The sequence below is a fragment of the Pseudomonas sp. UV AK001 genome (genome assembly GCF_046097675.1).
Classification (GTDB): domain Bacteria; phylum Pseudomonadota; class Gammaproteobacteria; order Pseudomonadales; family Pseudomonadaceae; genus Aquipseudomonas; species Aquipseudomonas kribbensis.
Genome location: NZ_JBJUVZ010000011.1, coordinates 167,602 through 187,365, shown reverse-complemented (window position 1 = coordinate 187,365; position 19,764 = coordinate 167,602). Strand labels below are relative to the sequence as shown.

At 62.6% G+C, this 19,764-nt stretch carries 14 protein-coding genes; 5 read left to right on the top strand and 9 right to left on the bottom strand.

What is annotated here, in order from left to right:
* Positions 1–33: 33 nt before the first annotated feature.
* From ACKLNA_RS25635 to gcl, 8 genes are all read right to left on the bottom strand, one after another.
* The gene (locus ACKLNA_RS25635) at positions 34–1,032 is read right to left on the bottom strand and encodes a sulfate ABC transporter substrate-binding protein (protein WP_248742937.1); all 999 of its coding nucleotides are present in this window, start codon (positions 1,030–1,032) and stop codon (positions 34–36) included.
* A gap of 104 nt (positions 1,033–1,136) precedes the next feature.
* The gene (locus ACKLNA_RS25630) at positions 1,137–1,961 is read right to left on the bottom strand and encodes an ion transporter (protein ID WP_408987496.1); all 825 of its coding nucleotides are present in this window, start codon (positions 1,959–1,961) and stop codon (positions 1,137–1,139) included.
* 21 nt (positions 1,962–1,982) lie between these two features.
* Positions 1,983–2,897, bottom strand: coding sequence for an urea transporter (locus ACKLNA_RS25625; protein WP_408987495.1), 915 nt, complete (start codon positions 2,895–2,897; stop codon positions 1,983–1,985).
* A 145-nt stretch (positions 2,898–3,042) separates the two neighbouring features.
* Entirely contained in the window at positions 3,043–4,458 is a 1,416-nt protein-coding gene (gene pyk, locus ACKLNA_RS25620; RefSeq protein WP_408987494.1) for a pyruvate kinase, read from the bottom strand.
* Complete coding sequence (locus ACKLNA_RS25615; RefSeq protein WP_085710520.1) at positions 4,455–5,729, bottom strand: glycerate kinase; 1,275 nt, start codon at positions 5,727–5,729, stop codon at positions 4,455–4,457. Before ACKLNA_RS25615 ends, pyk begins: the two co-directional genes overlap by 4 nt.
* 88 nt (positions 5,730–5,817) lie before the next feature.
* Positions 5,818–6,711, bottom strand: a complete 894-nt coding sequence (locus tag ACKLNA_RS25610; RefSeq protein WP_047292610.1) for a 2-hydroxy-3-oxopropionate reductase — start codon at positions 6,709–6,711, stop codon at positions 5,818–5,820.
* A 43-nt stretch (positions 6,712–6,754) separates the two neighbouring features.
* Positions 6,755–7,537: a hydroxypyruvate isomerase gene (hyi, locus tag ACKLNA_RS25605; protein WP_249484164.1), complete on the bottom strand. Its 783-nt coding sequence runs from the start codon at positions 7,535–7,537 to the stop codon at positions 6,755–6,757.
* Positions 7,538–7,598: 61 nt separating this feature from the next.
* On the bottom strand, positions 7,599–9,374 hold the full coding sequence (gene gcl, locus ACKLNA_RS25600) for a glyoxylate carboligase (RefSeq protein ID WP_134825910.1): 1,776 nt from the start codon (positions 9,372–9,374) through the stop codon (positions 7,599–7,601).
* Between the two features lie 268 nt (positions 9,375–9,642).
* Between gcl and ACKLNA_RS25595 the strand changes: the two genes are divergently transcribed.
* On the top strand, positions 9,643–10,083 hold the full coding sequence (locus tag ACKLNA_RS25595; RefSeq protein ID WP_085710524.1) for a heme-binding protein: 441 nt from the start codon (positions 9,643–9,645) through the stop codon (positions 10,081–10,083).
* A 93-nt stretch (positions 10,084–10,176) separates the two neighbouring features.
* Here the strand turns inward: ACKLNA_RS25595 and ACKLNA_RS25590 are convergent, their stop codons facing one another.
* Positions 10,177–10,782: a TetR/AcrR family transcriptional regulator gene (locus ACKLNA_RS25590; RefSeq protein WP_085710525.1), complete on the bottom strand. Its 606-nt coding sequence runs from the start codon at positions 10,780–10,782 to the stop codon at positions 10,177–10,179.
* 193 nt (positions 10,783–10,975) lie between these two features.
* Here ACKLNA_RS25590 and ACKLNA_RS25585 point away from each other — a divergent pair, with 193 nt between their 5' ends.
* From ACKLNA_RS25585 to ACKLNA_RS25570, 4 genes are read left to right on the top strand one after another with little or no spacing between them, the layout of a single operon-like run.
* Positions 10,976–12,103 (top strand): efflux RND transporter periplasmic adaptor subunit, encoded by a 1,128-nt coding sequence (locus tag ACKLNA_RS25585; protein WP_408987493.1) that lies wholly within the window; start codon positions 10,976–10,978, stop codon positions 12,101–12,103.
* Between the two features lie 12 nt (positions 12,104–12,115).
* Positions 12,116–15,199: an efflux RND transporter permease subunit gene (locus ACKLNA_RS25580; protein WP_408987492.1), complete on the top strand. Its 3,084-nt coding sequence runs from the start codon at positions 12,116–12,118 to the stop codon at positions 15,197–15,199.
* Positions 15,189–18,311 carry an efflux RND transporter permease subunit gene (locus ACKLNA_RS25575; protein ID WP_408987491.1) on the top strand — a complete coding sequence of 1,041 codons (3,123 nt, stop codon included), beginning with the start codon at positions 15,189–15,191 and terminating at the stop codon, positions 18,309–18,311. Before ACKLNA_RS25580 ends, ACKLNA_RS25575 begins: the two co-directional genes overlap by 11 nt.
* The gene (locus tag ACKLNA_RS25570; protein ID WP_408987490.1) at positions 18,312–19,748 is read left to right on the top strand and encodes an efflux transporter outer membrane subunit; all 1,437 of its coding nucleotides are present in this window, start codon (positions 18,312–18,314) and stop codon (positions 19,746–19,748) included.
* Positions 19,749–19,764: the final 16 nt, after the last annotated feature.

Genomic DNA, 19,764 nt, shown 5'->3' with positions numbered 1-19,764 from the left:
CTTCAGGTCGCCTTTTTCATGTCAGCTCACGCCTTACTGGCCGTTGTAGATCTGGTCGAAGATCCCGCCGTCGTTGAAGTGGGTCTTCTGCACGGTGCGCCAGTCACCGAAGGTTTTCTCGACCGACAGGAAGTCGACTTTCGGGAAACGGTCGGTGTACTTGGCCAGGACCGCCGGGTCACGCGGACGCAGGTAGTTGGCGGCAGCGATTTCCTGACCTTCCGGCGACCACAGGTACTTCAGGTATTCCTCGGCCGCCGCGCGGGAGCCTTTCTTCTCGACAACTTTGTCGACTACCGACACCGGTGGCTCGGCTTCGGCGGAGACGCTCGGGTAGATGACTTCGAACTGGTCGCGGCCGAACTCGCGGGCGATCATTTCAGCTTCGTTCTCGAAGGTCACCAGCACGTCACCGATCTGGTTGGTCATGAACGTGGTGGTCGCGGCACGGCCACCGGTGTCCAGCACTGGCGCCTGCTTGAACAGTTTGCCGACGAAGTCTTTGGCCTTGTTCTCGTCACCGCCGTTTTTCAGCACGTAGCCCCAGGCCGACAGGTAGGTGTAGCGGCCGTTGCCCGAGGTTTTCGGGTTCGGCACGATTACTTGCACGCCGTCCTTGAGCAGGTCCGGCCAGTCTTTCAGGGCTTTCGGATTGCCCTTGCGCACGATGAACACGGTCGCGGAGGTGAACGGCGCACTGTTGTTCGGCAGACGGGTGACCCAGTCCTTTGGCACCAGTTGACCGTTATCTGCGAGAGCGTTGATGTCGGTGGCCATGTTCATGGTGATGACGTCAGCCGGCAGGCCGTCGATCACGGAGCGGGCTTGTTTGCTCGAACCGCCGAAAGACATCTGCACTGTGATGTTTTCGTTGTGTTCAGCCTGCCAGTGTTTCTGGAACGCAGTGTTGTAGTCCTTGTAGAAATCGCGCATCACGTCGTAGGAAACGTTAAGCAGGGTCGGTGCGGCCTGAGCCACGCTGCCGAAGGCAAGACCAGCGGCGAGAAGTGAGGCGCCAAAGAGTTTTTTCACTGCGCATTCCTTGTTCTGTGGGGGTGTTTTTACAAAGGTGAGGCCATTTGCCAGCGACTATAGCGGGGCGCGCATAGTCGCTTAAAGATTAAAAAGAACTTTGCTTATTCCATTTTATTGAACAGCGCATTGCCACAACGGGAGCAGAACGAGGCTTCGTGTTCATGGCTGTTTTTCTTGCACACCGGGCAGTCGTGCTGCAGCTGACCGCCACGCATGGCGGTGGCCAGTTCGGCGGTGAAAATCCCCGTGGGCACGGCGATGATCGAATAACCGGTGATCATCACCAGCGACGAAATTACCTGGCCCAGAATGGTCCTCGGCACGATGTCGCCGTAACCCACGGTGGTCAGGGTCACGATAGCCCAATAGATGCCTTTTGGAATGCTGGTGAAGCCATGTTCCGGGCCTTCGACCACGTACATCAGGGTGCCGAACACCGTGACCAGGGTGCAGACGCTGAGCAGGAACACGAGGATCTTCTGTTTGCTGCCGCGCAGGGCGTCGAGCAGGTAATGCGCCTGTTTCAGGTACGGGCCGAGCTTGAGTACGCGGAAGATCCGCAGCATCCGGATCACCCGGATGATCAGCAAGTACTGGGCATCGCTGTAATACAGCGCGAGGATGCCGGGCACGATCGCCAGCAGGTCCACCAACCCGTAGAAACTGAAGGCGTAGCGCAGCGGCTTGGGCGAGCAATACAGGCGCAGCAGGTATTCGCCGAGAAAGATGACCGTGAAGCCCCACTCGATGTACGCCAGCACATCGGCATAGTTCTGGTGGACGTCATCGATGCTGTCGAGGATCACCGTCACCAGACTGGCGAGGATGATCAGCAGCAGGGTCTTGTCGAATCGACGTCCCGCTACTGTGTCAGTCTGAAAGATGATCACGTACAGGCGATCACGCCACGTGTTGTTGCCGTTCATGCGAATCGCCCTGGCCATAAATCAGCGCAGCCTAGGTTGATTCTCCCCGTCAGCGCAAGGCGCGGTATGTATCTCCGGTTGGCGCATCAGGCGAATGCCGGTGCGCAGCAGCCAGCAGGCAAGAATGAACGGTGCGGTGAGCGTCGCCAGGCCCAGGGCACTGAACAGCGGTGTCACCAGCAGCGCCAGGCCGATGCCGAACAGCGGCAACCACGGTTGCTGGCGCTGGGTGCTGAAGGCGAGGGCGGCGAGCACCGCGTTGTAGCCCCCCAGACCGAGCAGCGCGACCTGGCTGTCGTGATGCAACAGGCTGGAGCCCAGACCAATCGCCGAGGCCGCCATTGCCCAGACAAAGGCCCGGCGATCGGCGATCAGCAGACCGGCAGCGATCAATGCACCGGCCAGCGGATGGTCGAGGAACATCACCTGGCCCAGCCCCTTCAGCGCGGCACCAAGCAGGTTCAGCGTGTTCAGTTCAAGCGCCGGAGCCGGCGTCGAAGGCTCGGCGAAACACAGGAACACCCAGCTCAACAATACGAACGGCGCGGTGTAGGCGGGCAGGTACTCGGTGAGGCGTGCACGTTTGAGCCATTGCTGCGTGATCATCGCGCTCAGACCGCCGGCCGCCAGAATCAGCGGTGGCAACATCGGCGACCAGGGGAAATACAGGCTCAGCAACAGGCCGACCAGCACGCCGTTGTAGCTGAACAGCCCGGCCTGGCGATCAGCCTTGGCGTAGTTGCGCCGCTGCGCGGTGAGCAACCCGGCGACCGCGCCGAGCAGCGCGCCGGCGAACAGCACCGGCGCGGTGAATAAAATGGCCAAAAGGCACAGCAGTCCACACAACGGGTGGCGCTGGAGGAAGATCTGACTGAAGCCATTGAGCAAGGCTTCGGCCCAGTCGGGGCAGTGGGTGTTGAAATGGTTGGCAGGCATGTCTGGACAATCTGGGCAGTAGGACAATCAAAAGGTCTTGCTTGAAGCTGTGGTGAGGGAGTTCATGCCCGGTGAATGCGGTGTCTCTTGTGGAAACCGTCATACCGAGCGAAGGGAACACGCTCCCTCGCCACACAGGTGTTGCTTAAATCAATGTTTCGATCCGCAGCGAATTAGTCGATCCCGGCTGGCCAAACGGCACACCCGCAGTGATCAGCAACGTATCGCCACGCTCGGCCATTCCTTGAGCCTGAGCGATTTCCAGCGCGGTCGAGCACACTTCATCCACCTGACGCAGGCGATCATTGACCACCGAATGAATGCCCCACGCCACGCTCAAGCGGCGGGCGGTCTGCAGGTTCGGCGTCAGGTTGAGGATCGGCGCTTTCGGCCGCTCCCGCGCCGCACGCAGACTCGATGCACCGGACTCGCTGTAGTTGACCAGCACCGCCACCGGCAGCACGTTGCTGATCCGGCGAATCGCACAGCTGATGGCATCGGACACGGTCGCTTCGGCTTTCGGCCGGCTGACGTCGAGTTGGGTCTGGTAGTCCGGACCGTTCTCCACCTGGCGGATGATCTTGCTCATCATCTGCACGGCTTCCAGCGGGTATTCGCCGGACGCGGTTTCTGCCGACAGCATCACCGCATCGGCGCCTTCGGCCACGGCGTTGGCCACGTCGGTGACTTCGGCGCGGGTCGGCGCCGGCGAGAAGCGCATCGACTCGAGCATCTGTGTCGCCACCACCACCGGTTTGCCGAGCTGGCGGCAGGTGGTGATGATGTTTTTCTGGATCTGCGGCACGCTTTCGGCCGGCACTTCCACGCCCAGGTCGCCGCGGGCAACCATGATCGCGTCGCTCAGCTCGGCGATTTCGCGCAGTTGTTCGACGGCCGACGGCTTCTCGATTTTCGCCATCAGGAACGCCTTGTCGCCGATCAGCTCGCGGGCCTCGATGATGTCTTGCGGACGCTGTACGAACGACAGCGCCACCCAGTCCACACCCAGTTCCAGACCGAAGCTCAGGTCGCGGCGGTCCTTGGTGGTCAGCGGGCTCAGATCGAGTACCGCTTGCGGAACGTTCACGCCTTTGCGATCCGACAGTTCGCCACCGTTGAGCACGGTGGTGTCGATCGCATCGCTGTATTTGGTCACGACCCGCAGGCGCAGTTTGCCGTCGTCGAGCAGCAGATCCATCCCGGCTTCCAGCGCGGCGATGATCTCCGGATGCGGCAGGTTCACCCGGCGTTCGTCGCCCGGTGTCGCGTCCATATCGAGGCGGAAGGCCTGGCCGCGATGCAGTTGAACCTTGCCGTCTGCGAACTTGCCGACCCGCAGTTTCGGCCCCTGCAGGTCCATCAGGATGCCGAGCGGGTAGTTGAGCTGGCGCTCGACTTCGCGGATCCACTGATAGCGCTTGGCGTGGTCGGCGTGATCGCCGTGGCTGAAGTTGAGGCGGAAGATATTGACCCCGGCCTCGACCAGCTCGCGGATGTCTTCGATGCCGTCGACGGCAGGCCCGAGGGTGGCGAGGATTTTGACCTTTTTGTCAGGCGTCATGATTTAGAGCTCTCGAGGATCAGGATGGCGCGGAAGTCGTTGACGTTGGTGCGGGTCGGCTCGGTGACGATCAGCGCATCGAGCGCCGCGAAGTAGCCGTAACCGTTGTTGTTATCCAGCTCGTCGCTGGCGCTCAGGCCCAGGGCGGCGGCGCGGGCGTAGCTGTCCGGGGTCATGATCGCGCCGGCGTTGTCTTCCGAGCCGTCTATGCCGTCGGTGTCACCGGCCAGCGCATAGACGCCGGGCTGGCCCTTGAGGCTGTCGGTGAGGCTGAGGAGGAATTCGGCGTTGCGTCCGCCACGGCCATTGCCGCGCACGGTCACCGTGGTTTCGCCGCCGGAGAGAATCACGCACGGTGCTGCCAGCGGCTGGCCGTGATGGATGATCTGGCGCGCGATGCCGGCGTGGACTTTTGCCACCTCGCGGGATTCGCCTTCCAGGTCGCCGAGGATCAGCGTGCTGAAACCGGCCTGACGGCATTTCACCGCCGCCGCATCCAGCGATTGCTGAGGACGGGCGATCAGCTGGAAGTGACTGCGGGCCAGGCTCGGATCGCCGGGTTTGACGGTTTCCGATTCCGGGCTTTGCAGCCAGGTGCGCACGGAAGCCGGGATCTCGATGCCGTAGCGCTTGATGATTGCCAGCGCTTCGGCGCTGGTGCTCGGGTCGGCCACGGTCGGGCCGGAGGCGATGACCGTGGCGAGGTCGCCCGGTACATCGGAAATCGCGTAGGTATAAACAGTCGCCGGCCAGCAGGCCTTGCCCAGGCGTCCGCCCTTGATCGCCGAGAGGTGCTTGCGCACGCAGTTCATCTCGCCGATGGTCGCGCCGGATTTGAGCAGGGCTTTGTTGATCGACTGTTTGTCGGCCAGGGTGATGCCTTCGGCCGGCAGCGCCAGCAGGGCAGAACCGCCGCCGGACAGCAGGAAGATCACGCGGTCGTCTTCGGTCAGGTTGCTGACCAGATCCAGCACGCGCTTGGCCACGGCCAGGCCGGCTGCGTCCGGCACCGGGTGCGCGGCTTCGACCACTTCGATTTTTTCGCACGGGGCGCCGTGACCGTAGCGGGTCACCACAAGGCCCGAGACTTCACCTTCCCAGCAGCGCTCGACCACTTGCGCCATGGCAGCGGCAGCCTTGCCGGCACCGATGACGATCACGCGACCTGTGCGATCGGCAGGCAAATGGGCTTCGAGGACCTGGTTCGGATGGGCCGCGTCGATGGCTGTGGCAAACAGCTCGCGCAGCAGTTGTTGCGGATCGACCGACATGGCGGGCTCCCGGAATTCTTGTTATTGGAAGGGCAACTCGGTCCAGTGTGGAAGCAGGGCTGCTTCCACACCGGGGACGGGGCAGGGCTTACTTCTTGTCGCGAATCGAGAAGTTGGCCATGTGTTCCAGGCCCTTGATCAGCGCCGAGTGGTCCCAGTTGCTGCCGCCGATGGCCGCGCAGGTGCTGAACACTTGCTGGGCGTTGGCGGTGTTCGGCAGGTTGATGTTCAGCTCCTTGGCGCCTTGCAGGGCCAGGTTCAGGTCCTTCTGGTGCAGGCTGATGCGGAAGCCCGGATCGAAGGTGCCCTTGATCATGCGCTCGCCGTGCACTTCGAGGATCTTCGAGGAGGCGAAACCACCCATCAGCGCTTCACGCACCTTGGCCGGATCGGCACCGTTTTTCGAAGCAAACAGCAGGGCTTCGGCCACGGCCTGAATGTTCAGGGCAACGATGATCTGGTTCGCCACCTTGGCGGTCTGACCGTCACCATTGCCGCCGACCAGGGTGATGTTCTTGCCCATGGCCTGGAACAGCGGCAGTGCGCGTTCGAAGGCATCGGCATCGCCACCGACCATGATGCTCAGGGTCGCGGCCTTGGCGCCGACTTCACCACCGGACACCGGAGCGTCGAGGTATTGCGCGCCTTTTTCGTTGATCTTCGCGGCGAAAGCCTTGGTGGCGGTCGGCGAGATCGAGCTCATGTCGATCACCACTTTGCCTTTGCCGATGCCGGCAGCAACGCCGTCGGCGCGGAACAGCACGTCGTCGACCTGCGGGGTATCCGGCACCATGACGATGATGAACTCAGCTTCCTGGGCCACTTCGCGCGGGTTGGCCAGGGCCACGGCGCCAGCAGCGACCAGATCGGCAGGAGCGGCGTCGTGGTGCGCCGACAGGAACAGGCTGTGACCGGCTTTCTGCAGGTTCGAAGCCATTGGGTGGCCCATGATGCCGGTGCCGATAAATCCGATTTTAGCCATGAGAAATTCCTCTTGTTTTTGTCTTGCTCAAGCAAATAGGGGGTCAGATCGCGTTGTGGGTCTTCAGCCAGCCGAGGCCCGCTTCAGTGGTGGTCAGCGGTTTGTACTCGCAGCCGACCCAGCCCTGATAACCGATGCGATCGAGGTGTTCGAACAGGAAGCGGTAGTTGATCTCGCCAGTGCCCGGCTCGTTGCGGCCCGGGTTGTCGGCCAACTGCACATGGTTGATCTCGCCCAGGTGCGATTGCAGGGTGCGGGCCAGATCGCCTTCCATGATTTGCATGTGATAGATGTCGTATTGCAGGAACAGATTGGCGCTGCCGACCTGCTCGCGAATCGACAGGGCCTGCGCCGTGTTGTTCAGGTAGAAACCCGGGATGTCGCGGGTGTTGATCGCTTCCATCACCAGTTTGATGCCGACGGCTTGCAGCTTTTCGGCGGCGTACTTGAGGTTGGCGACGAAGGTCTTTTCAACGGTGGCATCGTCCACGCCCTGCGGACGGATACCGGCCAGGCAGTTGACCTGGGTGTTGCCCAGAACCTGTGCGTAAGCGATGGCCAGATCGACACCGGCGCGGAACTCTTCGACCCGGTCCGGCAGGCACGCGATACCGCGTTCGCCCTTGGCCCAGTCACCGGCCGGCAGGTTGAACAGCACTTGGGTCAGACCGTTGGCGTCGAGTTTGGCCTTGATTTCGGCGGAGCTGAAATCGTACGGGAACAGGTACTCGACACCGCTGAAGCCAGCCTTGGCGGCGGCGTCGAAACGGGCAAGGAAATCCTGTTCGGTGAACAGCATGGACAGGTTGGCTGCGAAACGCGGCATGGTGGTCTCCCGTTAGAGTGATCGTTCCCGCGCCCGGCGCGGGAACGAACGGCAAGCAGTTTTAATCGAGCAGCGAAATCGCGGTAGGCGCATCGTTGCCGACCAGCGCCAGGTCTTCGAATTCGTTGACGGCGTTGATCTCGGTACCCATGGAGATGTTGGTCACACGTTCCAGAATGATCTCGACGATCACCGGCACCTTGAACTCTTCGATCAGCTCTTCGGCCTTGCGCAGGGCAGGGGCGATGTCAGCCGGTTCGAACACACGCAGCGCCTTGCAGCCCAGGCCTTCGGCGACTGCGACGTGGTCGACACCGTAACCGTTGAGTTCCGGCGCGTTCAGGTTATCGAAGGACAGCTGCACGCAGTAGTCCATTTCGAATCCGCGCTGTGCCTGACGGATCAGACCCAGGTACGAGTTGTTCACCACGACGTGGATGTACGGCAGATTGAACTGAGCGCCGACCGCCAGTTCTTCGATCATGAACTGGAAGTCATAGTCCCCCGACAGGGCCACGACTTTACGGTTCGGATCGGCCTTCACCACGCCCAGCGCCGCCGGAATGGTCCAGCCCAACGGGCCTGCCTGGCCGCAGTTGATCCAGTGACGCGGCTTGTAGACGTGCAGGAACTGCGCGCCGGCAATCTGCGACAGGCCGATGGTGCTGACGTAGCAGGTGTCCTTGCCGAACACCTGGTTCATTTCTTCATACACGCGCTGCGGCTTGACCGGCACGTTGTCGAAGTGGGTCTTGCGTTGCAGGCTGGACTTGCGCTGCTGGCAGTCCTGCAGCCATGCACTGCGGTTTTTCAGTTTGCCGGCGGCTTGCCATTCACGGGCGACTTCGATGAACACGGTCAGCGCGGCGGCGGCGTCGGAAACGATGCCCAGGTCCGGGGTGAACACGCGGCCGATCTGGGTGCCTTCGATGTCGACGTGAATGAACTTGCGACCTTCGGTGTACACGTCGACCGAACCGGTGTGACGGTTGGCCCAGCGGTTACCGATACCCAGCACCACGTCGGATTTCAGCATCGTGGCGTTGCCGTAACGGTGCGAAGTCTGCAGACCGACCATGCCGACCATCAGCGGGTGATCGTCCGGAATGGTGCCCCAGCCCATCAGGGTCGGGATGACCGGGATGCCGGTCAGCTCGGCGAATTCCACCAGCAGATCGCTGGCGTCGGCGTTGATGATGCCGCCACCGGCCACCAGCAATGGACGTTCAGCCTGATCGAGCAGCGCCAGAGCCTTTTCAACCTGCACGCGAGTTGCGCTCGGCTTGGCCAGCGGCAGTGGCTGGTAGGCGTCGATGTCGAATTCGATTTCAGCCATCTGCACGTCGAACGGCAGGTCGATCAGCACCGGGCCAGGACGGCCGGAGCGCATTTCGTAGAAGGCTTTCTGGAACGCGTAAGGCACCTGGCCCGGCTCCAGAACGGTGGTTGCCCACTTGGTCACTGGCTTGACGATGCTGGTGATGTCGACGGCCTGGAAATCTTCCTTGTGCATACGGGCGCGGGGGGCCTGGCCGGTGATGCAGAGGATCGGGATCGAGTCCGCGGAGGCGCTGTACAGACCGGTGACCATGTCGGTACCGGCAGGGCCGGAAGTACCGATGCACACGCCGATGTTGCCGGCCTTGGTGCGGGTGTAGCCCTCGGCCATGTGCGAGGCGCCTTCAACGTGGCGAGCGAGGACGTGATCGATGCCACCGACTTTCTTCAGGGCGGAATACAGCGGGTTGATCGCAGCACCCGGAATGCCAAAAGCGGTATCAACCCCTTCACGGCGCATCACCAGAACGGCGGCTTCGATTGCTCTCATTTTGCTCATGGTTTTGTGCCTCTTTACGTTTTGTAATTGTATACAAGTGGCTTTGCGCAGAGTGTATTCACGGCGGACGGCGCAGGTCAATCCATTTTCTCAAGCGCCTGTTTCATTCGTCGGAAGCCGTTTCTACTGTGGCTTTTCGTCGCATGGGGCGCTTTTCGATAATTATTGTATACAAAAAAATAATTCATTGTGTTCTATTTGTTGCATCCGGCTGCGGCACAAACGCGCAGCCCAACGGCTTTCCCAATAACAAAATGAGGACGGCACCATGAGCGCTTTAACCTTGAAAGTCGCAGTCAACCTGGTCAACGAAGCCATCAGCGCAGGGCGGGCGATCTCCGCTGCGCCGCTGACCATTGCAGTACTGGATACCGGCGGCCACCTGGTCACCTTGCAACGCGAAGACGGCGCCAGCCTGCTGCGCCCGAACATCGCCATCGGCAAAGCCTGGGGCGCCATTGCCCTGGGCAAGGGCTCACGCCTGCTGGCGCTGGACGCGCAACAACGCCCGGCGTTCATCGCCGCGCTCAACAGCATGGGGCAGGGCAGCGTCGTCCCGGCACCGGGCGGCGTGTTGATCCGTGATCAGGCGGGCAACGTGCTGGGAGCGATCGGCATCAGCGGCGATCTGTCGGATGTCGATGAGCAGGTGGCGATCAAGGCTGTGGAGGCTTTGGACCTGCGGGCGGATGCGGGGGTGGCGGCCTGAGTGGCTAATGCCGGATAGTCGCTGAAATGAACAAGCCCGCCCTCACAGGACGTTCTGTGAGGGCGGGCTTGTTTGTGTCTGGAGGTGTTGGTTTCAGTCCGGCTCGCAGCCCTTGAGCACCAACCGGATGATGGTTTGTGCCGCGGACTCATAATCGGCTTCGTCGAGCTTTTCCTTGCCGGTCACGGCGGAGATCTGCCAGTCGAAGTCGGCGTAGGTCTGGGTCGCGGCCCAGATGCTGAACATCAGGTGGTTGGGGTCGATCGGGGCGATCTGCCCGCGGTCGATCCAGCTCTGGATGCAGTCGATGTTGTGCTTGGCCTGGCTGTTCAGTTGCTCGACCAGGTCGGCGCTCAGGTGTGGGGCGCCGTGCATGATTTCGCTGGCGAACACCTTCGAGGCAAACGGCAGGTCGCGGGAGATGCGGATCTTCGAGCGGATGTAGCCGCTCAGCACTTCGCTCGGCACGCCGTCCGGGTTGAACGGGGTCGAGGCCTGCAGGATCGGCACGATGATGCTTTCCAGAACCTCGCGGTAGAGGTTTTCCTTGGACTTGAAGTAGTAGTAGACGTTGGGCTTGGGCAATCCCGCCTTGGCGGCGATGTCGCTGGTTTTGGTCGCAGCGAAGCCCTTGTCGGCAAACTCTTCACTGGCGGCACGCAGGATCAGTTCTTTGTTGCGCTCGCGGATTGTGCTCATAAACCCGGTGGTTCCTTGCCTGTTCTGGCGGTTGCGCATGGTAGCACCGGCCTCGCGCGCCGCTCAACAATGCCCGTTGGTGGCGCTCGTCGTGTCAGTCTGTCGCCAGCCTGAACAAGTTCGCCATGCCCCGCGATGGCTGTCGGGACGCTGCTAGAGTCAAGGCAGACGCGGGGGCAAGAGGCGGGCGGTCATGGCGAAACGCAGGCGCGGCAAAGTCCTGTTGATCATTGGCATTGTGCTGTTGCTGGGGCTTGCCCTGTGGTTCTACCTGAGCGCCGGTCAGCGTCGGGTCAAACCCCCGCCGGCCGCCGAGCCGGTCGCGACGGTCCCGGTCAGGTTGCAGGACGTGCCGGTCTACATCGACGCGTTGGGCACGGTGACCCCGACCCGCAGCGTGACCGTAGTGACCCAGGTCAACGGCATTCTCAGCTCGGTCGAGTTCAAGGAAGGCCAGCACGTCGCCAAAGGCCAAGTCATCGCCCGCATCGACGATCGCGCGCTGAAGGCACAACTGGCGGTGGCCAAGGGCACGCTGATGCACGATCAGGCACTGCTCGCCAACGCCGTGCGCGATCTGGCGCGTTATCGTGAACTGATCAAGGTCGGCTCTACCACCCAGCAAACCCTCGATACCCAGGCCTCGCTGGTGCAGCAACTGCAAGGCACGGTCGCTTCGGATCAGGGCAGCGTGCAGAACCTCGAAGTCCAGTTGAGCTATTGCACGATCACTTCGCCGGTGGATGGCGTGGTCGGTTTGCGCCAGGTCGACCCCGGTAACTACGTGACCACCACCAGCACCACCGGGATTGCCGTGATCACCCAGATGACTCCGGCCACTGTGGTGTTCGCCGTGCCCGAGGATGATCTGGGTGCGATCAATCAGGCCATGGCCAAAGGCGTGGTGACGGTGCTGGCCTACGACCGCAACAAACATAACCTGCTGGCCACCGGCAATCTGCTGGCGCTGGATAACCAGGTCGATACCAGCACCGGCACGATCAAGGTCAAGGCGCAGTTCGACGACTCCGGCAAGGCGCTGTTCCCCAATCAGTTCGTCAACGCCCGGCTCAAGGCCGACACCCTGAGTCAGAACCCCGTGGTGCCGACCCGGGCGATCCAGCACGGCAGCAAGGGCGATTTCGTTTTTGTGGTGGTCGATCCCGGCAACAAGGTCAGCCTGCGCAACATCAGGACCGGGCCGGCCACGGGCGATGTCTCGGCGGTGCTCGACAACGGGGTGAAGGAGGGCGAGCAGGTCGTCACCGAGGGCGCCGACAAACTCGACGATGGCTCGGCGGTGAAAGTCGTCGCGCAATAGGAGGCGTAGCCCATGAACGTCTCGCGCCCCTTCATCGAACGCCCGGTGGCCACCACGCTGTTGATGGTCGCCGTACTGTTGCTGGGTCTGCTGGGTTATCACTTGTTGTCGGTGTCGGCGTTGCCGGAGGTGGATTACCCGACCATTCAGGTGTTTACCCAATACCCCGGTGCCAGTCCCGAGGTCATCAGTTCGTCGATCACCGCGCCGCTGGAACGCCAGCTCGGCGAGATGCCGGGGCTCAAGTCGATGAACTCCACCAGCTCCGACGGCGCTTCGGTGGTGACCCTGCAATTCGATCTTTCACTGTCGCTTGATGTCGCCGAGCAGGAAGTGCAGGCCGCGATCAACGCCGCCGGCACCTTCCTGCCGGCGAACCTGCCGTACCCGCCGGTCTACAGTAAGGTCAACCCGGCCGATGCGCCGGTGCTGACGCTGTCGCTGACCTCTGACGTGTTGCCGCTGACCAAGGTCGAAGACTTGGCCGACACGCGGCTGGCGCAAAAGATTTCGCAGATCACCGGTGTCGGCCTGGTCACCCTCAGCGGCGGTCAGCGCCCGGCGGTGCGGGTCGAGGCCAACACCTCGGCGCTGAACAGTCTGGGGCTGTCCCTCGATGACCTGCGCACCTCGCTGGGCACGGCCAACGTCAATCAGGCCAAGGGCAATATCGACGGCAAATATCAGGCGTATTCCATTGGCACCAACGACCAGTTGCAGTCGGCCGAGGAGTACCGCGATCTGGTGATCGCCTACAAGAACGGCGCGCCGATTCGCCTGTCGCAGATCGCTTCGTCGACCCAGGGCCCGGAAAATCCTCGGCAAGCAGCATGGACCGACAGCACGCCGTCGATTGTTCTGAACATCCAGCGCCAGCCCGGGGCCAACGTGATTGATGTGGTCGACCGCGTGCAACAACTGCTGCCCAAGCTGCGCGCCAGTTTGCCGGCGACACTGAAGGTCAACGTGCTCACCGATCGCACGCAAACCATCCGCGCCTCGGTCACCGACGTGCAATACGAACTGGCGGTGGCGGTGTTGCTGGTGGTGATCGTGATTTTCCTGTTCCTGCGCAACGTGGCGGCGACGATCATCCCGGCGGTGACCGTGCCGCTGACGCTGGTCGGCACCCTGGCGGTGGCCTACGCGGTGGGGTTTTCGCTGAACAACCTGACGCTGATGGCGCTGACTATCGCCATCGGTTTTGTGGTCGATGACGCCATCGTCATGATCGAAAACATTACCCGCTACATCGAAGCCGGCGACTCGCCGATGCAGGCTGCGCTCAAGGGCGCGGAGCAGATCGGCTTCACCATCATTTCGCTGTCGGTGGCGCTGATCGCAGTGATGATTCCGCTGCTGTTCATGGGCGATGTGGTCGGCCGGCTGTTTCGCGAATTCGCCATGACCGTGGCGGTGACCATCGTCATCTCGGCGCTGATCACCCTGACCCTGACGCCGATGATGTGTTCGCGGATGCTCAAGCACAAACACGAGGAACGCCGGGTCGATTTCTTCGACCGGGTCAACGGCTATTACGTCAAAGGTCTCGACTGGGTGCTGCTGCATCGCGGGCTGACGTTGATCTCGGTGGTGCTCACCGGGTTGCTGACGCTGTTGATCATCGTGATCATGCCCAAGGGCTTTTTTCCCGAGCAGGACACCGGGCTGATCCAGGGCATTTCCCAGGCCTCGCCGGGCATTTCCTTCCAGCAGATGCAGAGCGAGCAACAGCGGCTGGCGGCGCGGATTCTCAAGGATCCGGCGGTGGCGAGCCTGTCGTCATTCGTCGGCATCGACCAGACCAACCCGACGATCAATCAGGGCAACCTGCTGATCAACCTCAAGCCCCACGGCGACCGTGACAGCAGTGCAGCGGTGATTCGCCGGCTCTCCGACGCCAATGCCGACGACGCCGGGATTCGCCTGTACCTGCACAGCGTGCAGGACCTGACGCTGGACGCCACCGTCTCGACCACCAGTTACCGCCTCGGCCTGCAAGCCACTGACCCGGGCGAACTGGAAACCTGGACCAACAAACTGCTGGCGGCGATCAAGCAGGACCCGATGTTCACCGACGTGCAAAGCCAGGCGATGCAGTTCGGCAATCAGATCCAGCTCAACTTTGACCGCGCCACCGCGTCGCGTCTGGGCATCACGCCGCAAGCCATCGACGACGTGTTGTATGACGCTTTCGGCCAGCGTCAGGTGTCGACCATCTACACCCAGCTCAACCAGTATCACGTGGTGATCGCCACCGACCATCCGCCACACAATCTGGCGGATCTGTTGACCGGGCTCTACGTCGACATTCCCGGCGGCGGGGTGGCGCCGCTGTCGAGCATGGCGACGATGCAGGTGATTCGCGCGCCGGTAACAATCAATCGTCTGGGGCAGTTTCCCTACGCCGATGTCTCGTTCAACCTCGCCCCCGGCCAGACCCTCGGCACGGCGGTGACGCGGCTCAAGGACATCGAAACCCGGGCCGGCCTGCCGCTGTCGGTGCAGGCCAATCTGGAAGGGGCGGCGGCGACGTTCGAGGCGTCGTTGTCCAATCAGGTGTTTCTGGTGCTGGCGGCGATCATCGTGGTGTACCTGATGCTGGGGATTCTCTACGAGAGCTTCGTGCACCCGGTGACGATTCTCTCGACCCTGCTGTCCGCCGCGCTCGGCGCCTTGCTGGCATTGCTGATCACCGGCACGCAGTTCGACATCATCGGCTTGATCGGCATCGTGCTGCTGATCGGCATCGTTATGAAGAACGGCATCATGATGGTCGACTTCGCCCTGGAGCTGGAGCGCAAGGGCGGACTCGATCCGGTGGCGGCGATCCGTCAGGCTGCCGAGCTGCGTTTCCGGCCGATCCTGATGACCAGCATGGCTTCCTTGTTCGGCGCGGTGCCGCTGGCGCTGGGCACCGGGATCGGCTCGGAGCTGCGCCATCCGTTGGGAATCGCGATCATCGGCGGGCTGTTGCTGAGCCAGTTGCTGACGCTGTTCTCGACCCCGGTGATTTTCCTCGCCATGCATGGCCTCGAGCAGCGCTTCGCCCGGCGCCGGCCAGTGGCGGCCGAGGCCTTGCGCGATGAACCTTAGCGCGCCATTTATCCAGCGCCCCATCGCCACCACGCTGCTGGCGGTCGGGCTGGCGTTGTTTGGCGTATTGGCGTTCAACCTGCTGCCGGTGGCGCCGCTGCCGGAGGTGGATTTCCCGACCATCAGCGTGCGTGCCTCGTTGCCCGGTGCCGACCCGAGTACGGTGGCGTCATCGGTGGCGACGCCGCTGGAGCGTCAGTTCGGGCAGATTGCCGGGGTCACTGAAATGACCTCGTCCAGTTCGCTGGGGGCGACCCGCATCACCTTGCAGTTCGACCTCAATCGCGACATCGATGGCGCGGCGCGGGACGTGCAAGCGGCGATCAACGCCGCCCGCAGCAGCCTGCCGAGCGACCTGTCCGGCAACCCGACCTACCGCAAGGTCAACCCGGCCGACTCACCGATCCTGATTCTCAGCCTGACTTCCGATTCGGCGACCCGTGGCCAGATGTACGACGTGGCCTCGACCCTGCTCGAACAGCGGCTGTTGCAGACCACGGGTGTAGGCGATGTCACGGTGGGCGGCGCGGCATTGCCGGCGGTGCGCATCGAGCTCAATCCGGACCGGCTCAATCGCTATGGCGTCAGCCTGGAGCAAGTGCGTCAGGTTATTCAGGCGTCCAACGTGAATCTGCCCAAAGGCACGGTGTTGGTCGGCGATCAGTCCTATGGCCTGAAGGCCAACGACATGCTCTATCAGGGCAGCGATTACGGACCATTGGTGGTCAAGCAGCGCAACGGCGATCTGGTGCGCATTTCCGATCTCGGTGACGTCAGCGAAGACGTCGAAGACCTGCGCAACTTCGGTCTGTCCAACGGCAAACCGGCGGTGTTGCTGGTGGTGTTCAAGCAGCCCGGCGCCAATGTGATCGACACGGTGGATGCGGTGAAAGCCGACCTGCCGTTCCTGCAGAGTTCGATCCCCTCGGCGATCAAGATCAATATCCTGATGGACCGCACCACCACCATTCGCGCCTCGCTGCACGACGTGGAAGTGACCCTGCTGATTTCGATCGCGCTGGTGACGCTGGTGACCTTCGGCTTCTTCCGCGACTGGCGCAGCACGCTGATCCCGGCCATCGTCGTGCCGTTGTCGCTGCTCGGCACTTTCGGGGCGATGTATTTTCTCGGCTACAGCCTCAACAACCTGTCGCTGATGGCGCTGACCATTTCCACCGGGTTTGTGGTGGACGACGCGATTGTGGTGGTCGAGAACATCATGCGGCACCTGGAGAAAGGCGAGAGCCGCGTGCAAGCGGCACTGGCCGGGGCGCGGGAGGTGGGCTTTACGGTGATGACCATCAGCGTGTCGCTGGTGGCGGTGTTCATTCCGTTGCTGCTGATGGGCGGGGTGGTCGGGCGGCTGTTTCGCGAGTTTTCGATTTCGCTGTCGGTGGCCATCGTGATTTCGATGCTGGTGTCGTTGACGGTGACGCCGATGCTCGCCAGCGTGCTGCTGCGCACTCAACAGCAGAGCGGCAAGGGTGACGATCATCCGGATTCGTACTTTCACCGGTTCTACGATCGCACGCTGGGTTGGGTTGTCGAGCATTCGTTTCTGATGGGCCTGCTGACGCTGCTGGTGATTGTGCTGGCGTGCGTGCTGTACGTGTTGGTGCCCAAGGGTTTCTTTCCGCAGGAAGACACCGGGCGCATGTCCGGCAGCATCATTGCGGCGCAGAGCATTTCCTTCGGGGCGATCCAGTCGAACTTCAGCGAGATCAATAAAAAGGTCTTGAGCAATCCGAACGTGGCGACCGTCGGCGGGTTTGTCGGCGGCGGTGGCGGGATCGGCGGGGCGGTCAACAGTGCGCAGCTGTTCATCACTCTCAAGCCGCTGGCGGATCGCAAGGACGGCGCCGATCAGGTCATCGGTCAGATTCGCCACACCCTCGGCGACATGCCCGGCACGCGCCTGTATCTGCAATCGGCGCAGGACATCACGGTCGGCGGCCGGCAGAGCGGGGCGCAGTATCAGTACACGATGACCGCCGACGACCAGAGCACCCTCGACGAATGGGTGCCGAAAGTCGTCGCGGTGCTGCACGGCTTGCCGCAATTGACCGACGTGAACACCGATCAGCAGGACAACAGTCTGATGTCCAGCGTGACGGTCAATCGCGATGCCGCTGCCCGGCTCGGGGTCAGCATGTCGGCCATCGACCAGACGCTTTACGACGCCTTCGGTCAGCGGCAGGTTTCGACCATCTACCGCTCAGCCAACCAATACCACGTGGTGATGGAGGTGGCGCCGGCGTACTGGGCGTCCCCGGAAACCCTGAAGAACGTTTACGTGCCGGTGGGCACCGCTGCTGTCACGACCAAGGGCGCAGCGGCGGCGCCGAATCTGAATGCCAAAGTCTCGCAGACGCTGGTGCCGCTGTCGGCGCTGGCGGATTACTCCGTGGGGCGCACGGCGATTTCGATCAGTCATCAAGGCACTTTTCCGGCGGTGACCGCTTCGTTCAACCTCGCGCCGGGCGTCTCCATCGGCCAGGCAACGGCGCTGGTGGACAACGCGGTGAAACAGCTGCGCATGCCGGCCAGTGTGGTCGGGCAGTTCGCCGGGACGGCGCAGGTGTTCCAGTCTTCGGTGGCCAGCGAGCCGTTGCTGATCGTTGCGGCACTGCTGTCGGTGTACGTGGTGCTGGGCATGCTCTACGAGAGCCTGGTGCATCCGCTGACGATCCTTTCGACCTTGCCGTCGGCCGGTGTCGGTGCGCTGATTGCCTTGCTGCTGACCGGCACCGAACTGTCGATCATCGCGCTGGTGGGGGTGATTCTGCTGATCGGGATCGTCAAGAAGAACGCGATCATGATGATCGACTTCGCCATCACCGAGCGTCGCGAATTCGGCCTGAGCGCCAAGGACGCGATCCGCCGCGCCTGCCTGATCCGTTTCCGGCCGATCATGATGACCACGCTGGCGGCGATTCTCGGCGCACTGCCGCTGGTGCTGGGCAGCGGCTATGGCTCGGAGCTGCGCCGGCCGTTGGGGATTTCGATCATTGGCGGCTTGCTGTTCAGCCAGTTGCTGACCCTGTACACCACGCCGGTGATCTACCTTTGGCTGGACCGGGCGTCGCAGCGCCTGAAGCGTAAGGAGCGGTAAATGAAACGTCGCCTGTTTCCTGTGGGGGCCAGCCTTGTGCTGAGCCTGTTGCTGAGCGGTTGCATGGTCGGCCCGGACTATCACAAGCCTGCGATTGAACTGCCGACTTCGTTCAAGGAAGGCACGCAATGGCAGCGCGCCCGGGCCAATCCGCAAGGCGCGTTGGACAGCCAATGGTGGCGGATCTATCAGGACCCGGTACTCAACGATCTGATCGAGCGCTCGGCCAAGGCCAACCAGTCGATCATCGGCGCCGAGGCGGCGTATCGGCTGGCGCAGGCGCAGGTGGCGTCGAGCCGCGCCGGGTTGTGGCCGACCGTGGGCGTGGGTTTGTCCGGCGCACGCGGTGTCGGCGGCGGAGCCAGCGGCAGCACCACCAGCGGTTTGACCGGCAGCAGCGGCAGCACCGTCGAACAAACGGTCAGCGCCACCCTGACGGCCAGTTGGGAGCCGGATCTGTGGGGGCAGGTGCGGCGCGGTATCGAGTCGAGCCAGGCCTCGCTGCAATCCTCTGACGCGTTGCTGGCCGGCGTGCGGCTGTCCATCGGCGCCAGCGTGGCGACCAATTATCTGGGTCTGCGGCAGCTGGATATCGACATCGACCTGTTGCAGCAACAGCAGGCCATCAATCAGCAACTGCTGACGATGATCCAGGCGCAAACCGTTCAGGGCACGGCGACCAATGATCAATTGCTGGTGGCGCAGGATCAGCTCAGTACGGTGATCACGGCGCTGCAAACCGCCCAGCGTTCGCGGGAGCAGGCCGAACATGCGCTGGCGGTGCTGGTGGGCGTGGCGCCGGCGCAGTTCGATCTGCCCAAAGTGCCCGACTATCGCTTCACGACGCCGATGCCGCCGCCGGTGCTGCCATCAAATCTGTTACTGCGTCGGCCTGATGTGGTGTCCGCCGAGCGTCTGGCTGCGGCAGCGAACGCGCGGATCGGCGTGGCCGAAGCGGCATTCTTTCCGACTCTGAGCCTGACGGCTGAAGGTGGCTTTCGCGGTACGGCGCTGGGCGGCCTGTTCTCTGTGCCCAACCGCATCTGGACCCTCGGGCCGGCGCTGGCAGAAACCATTTTCGACGGCGGCGCCCGCGAAGCGGCCAAGCAGGAAGCCGAGGCCACTTACGATCAGGACGTGGCCACGTATCGCGGCACGGTGCTCGGCGCGTTGCAGAACGTCGAAGACAATCTGTCGGCGATCAATCATCTGCATATTCAGGCGCAAGCCTTTGATCAGATGTTCCAGCGCAACCAGCAATTGTTCGGCAGTCAGCAGGCGCAGCAACGGGCGGGGACGGTCAGCCAGCAAGCGGTGCTGACCCAACAATTGGTGTTGTTGCAGGCCGAGCAGAATCTGCGTGATACCCAGGGTTTGCTCAGTCAGGGCAGTGTCGCGCTGTTCCAGAGCCTGGGCGGTGGCTGGCAGGTGCCGTAGCCTCTCGCTCCCTTGA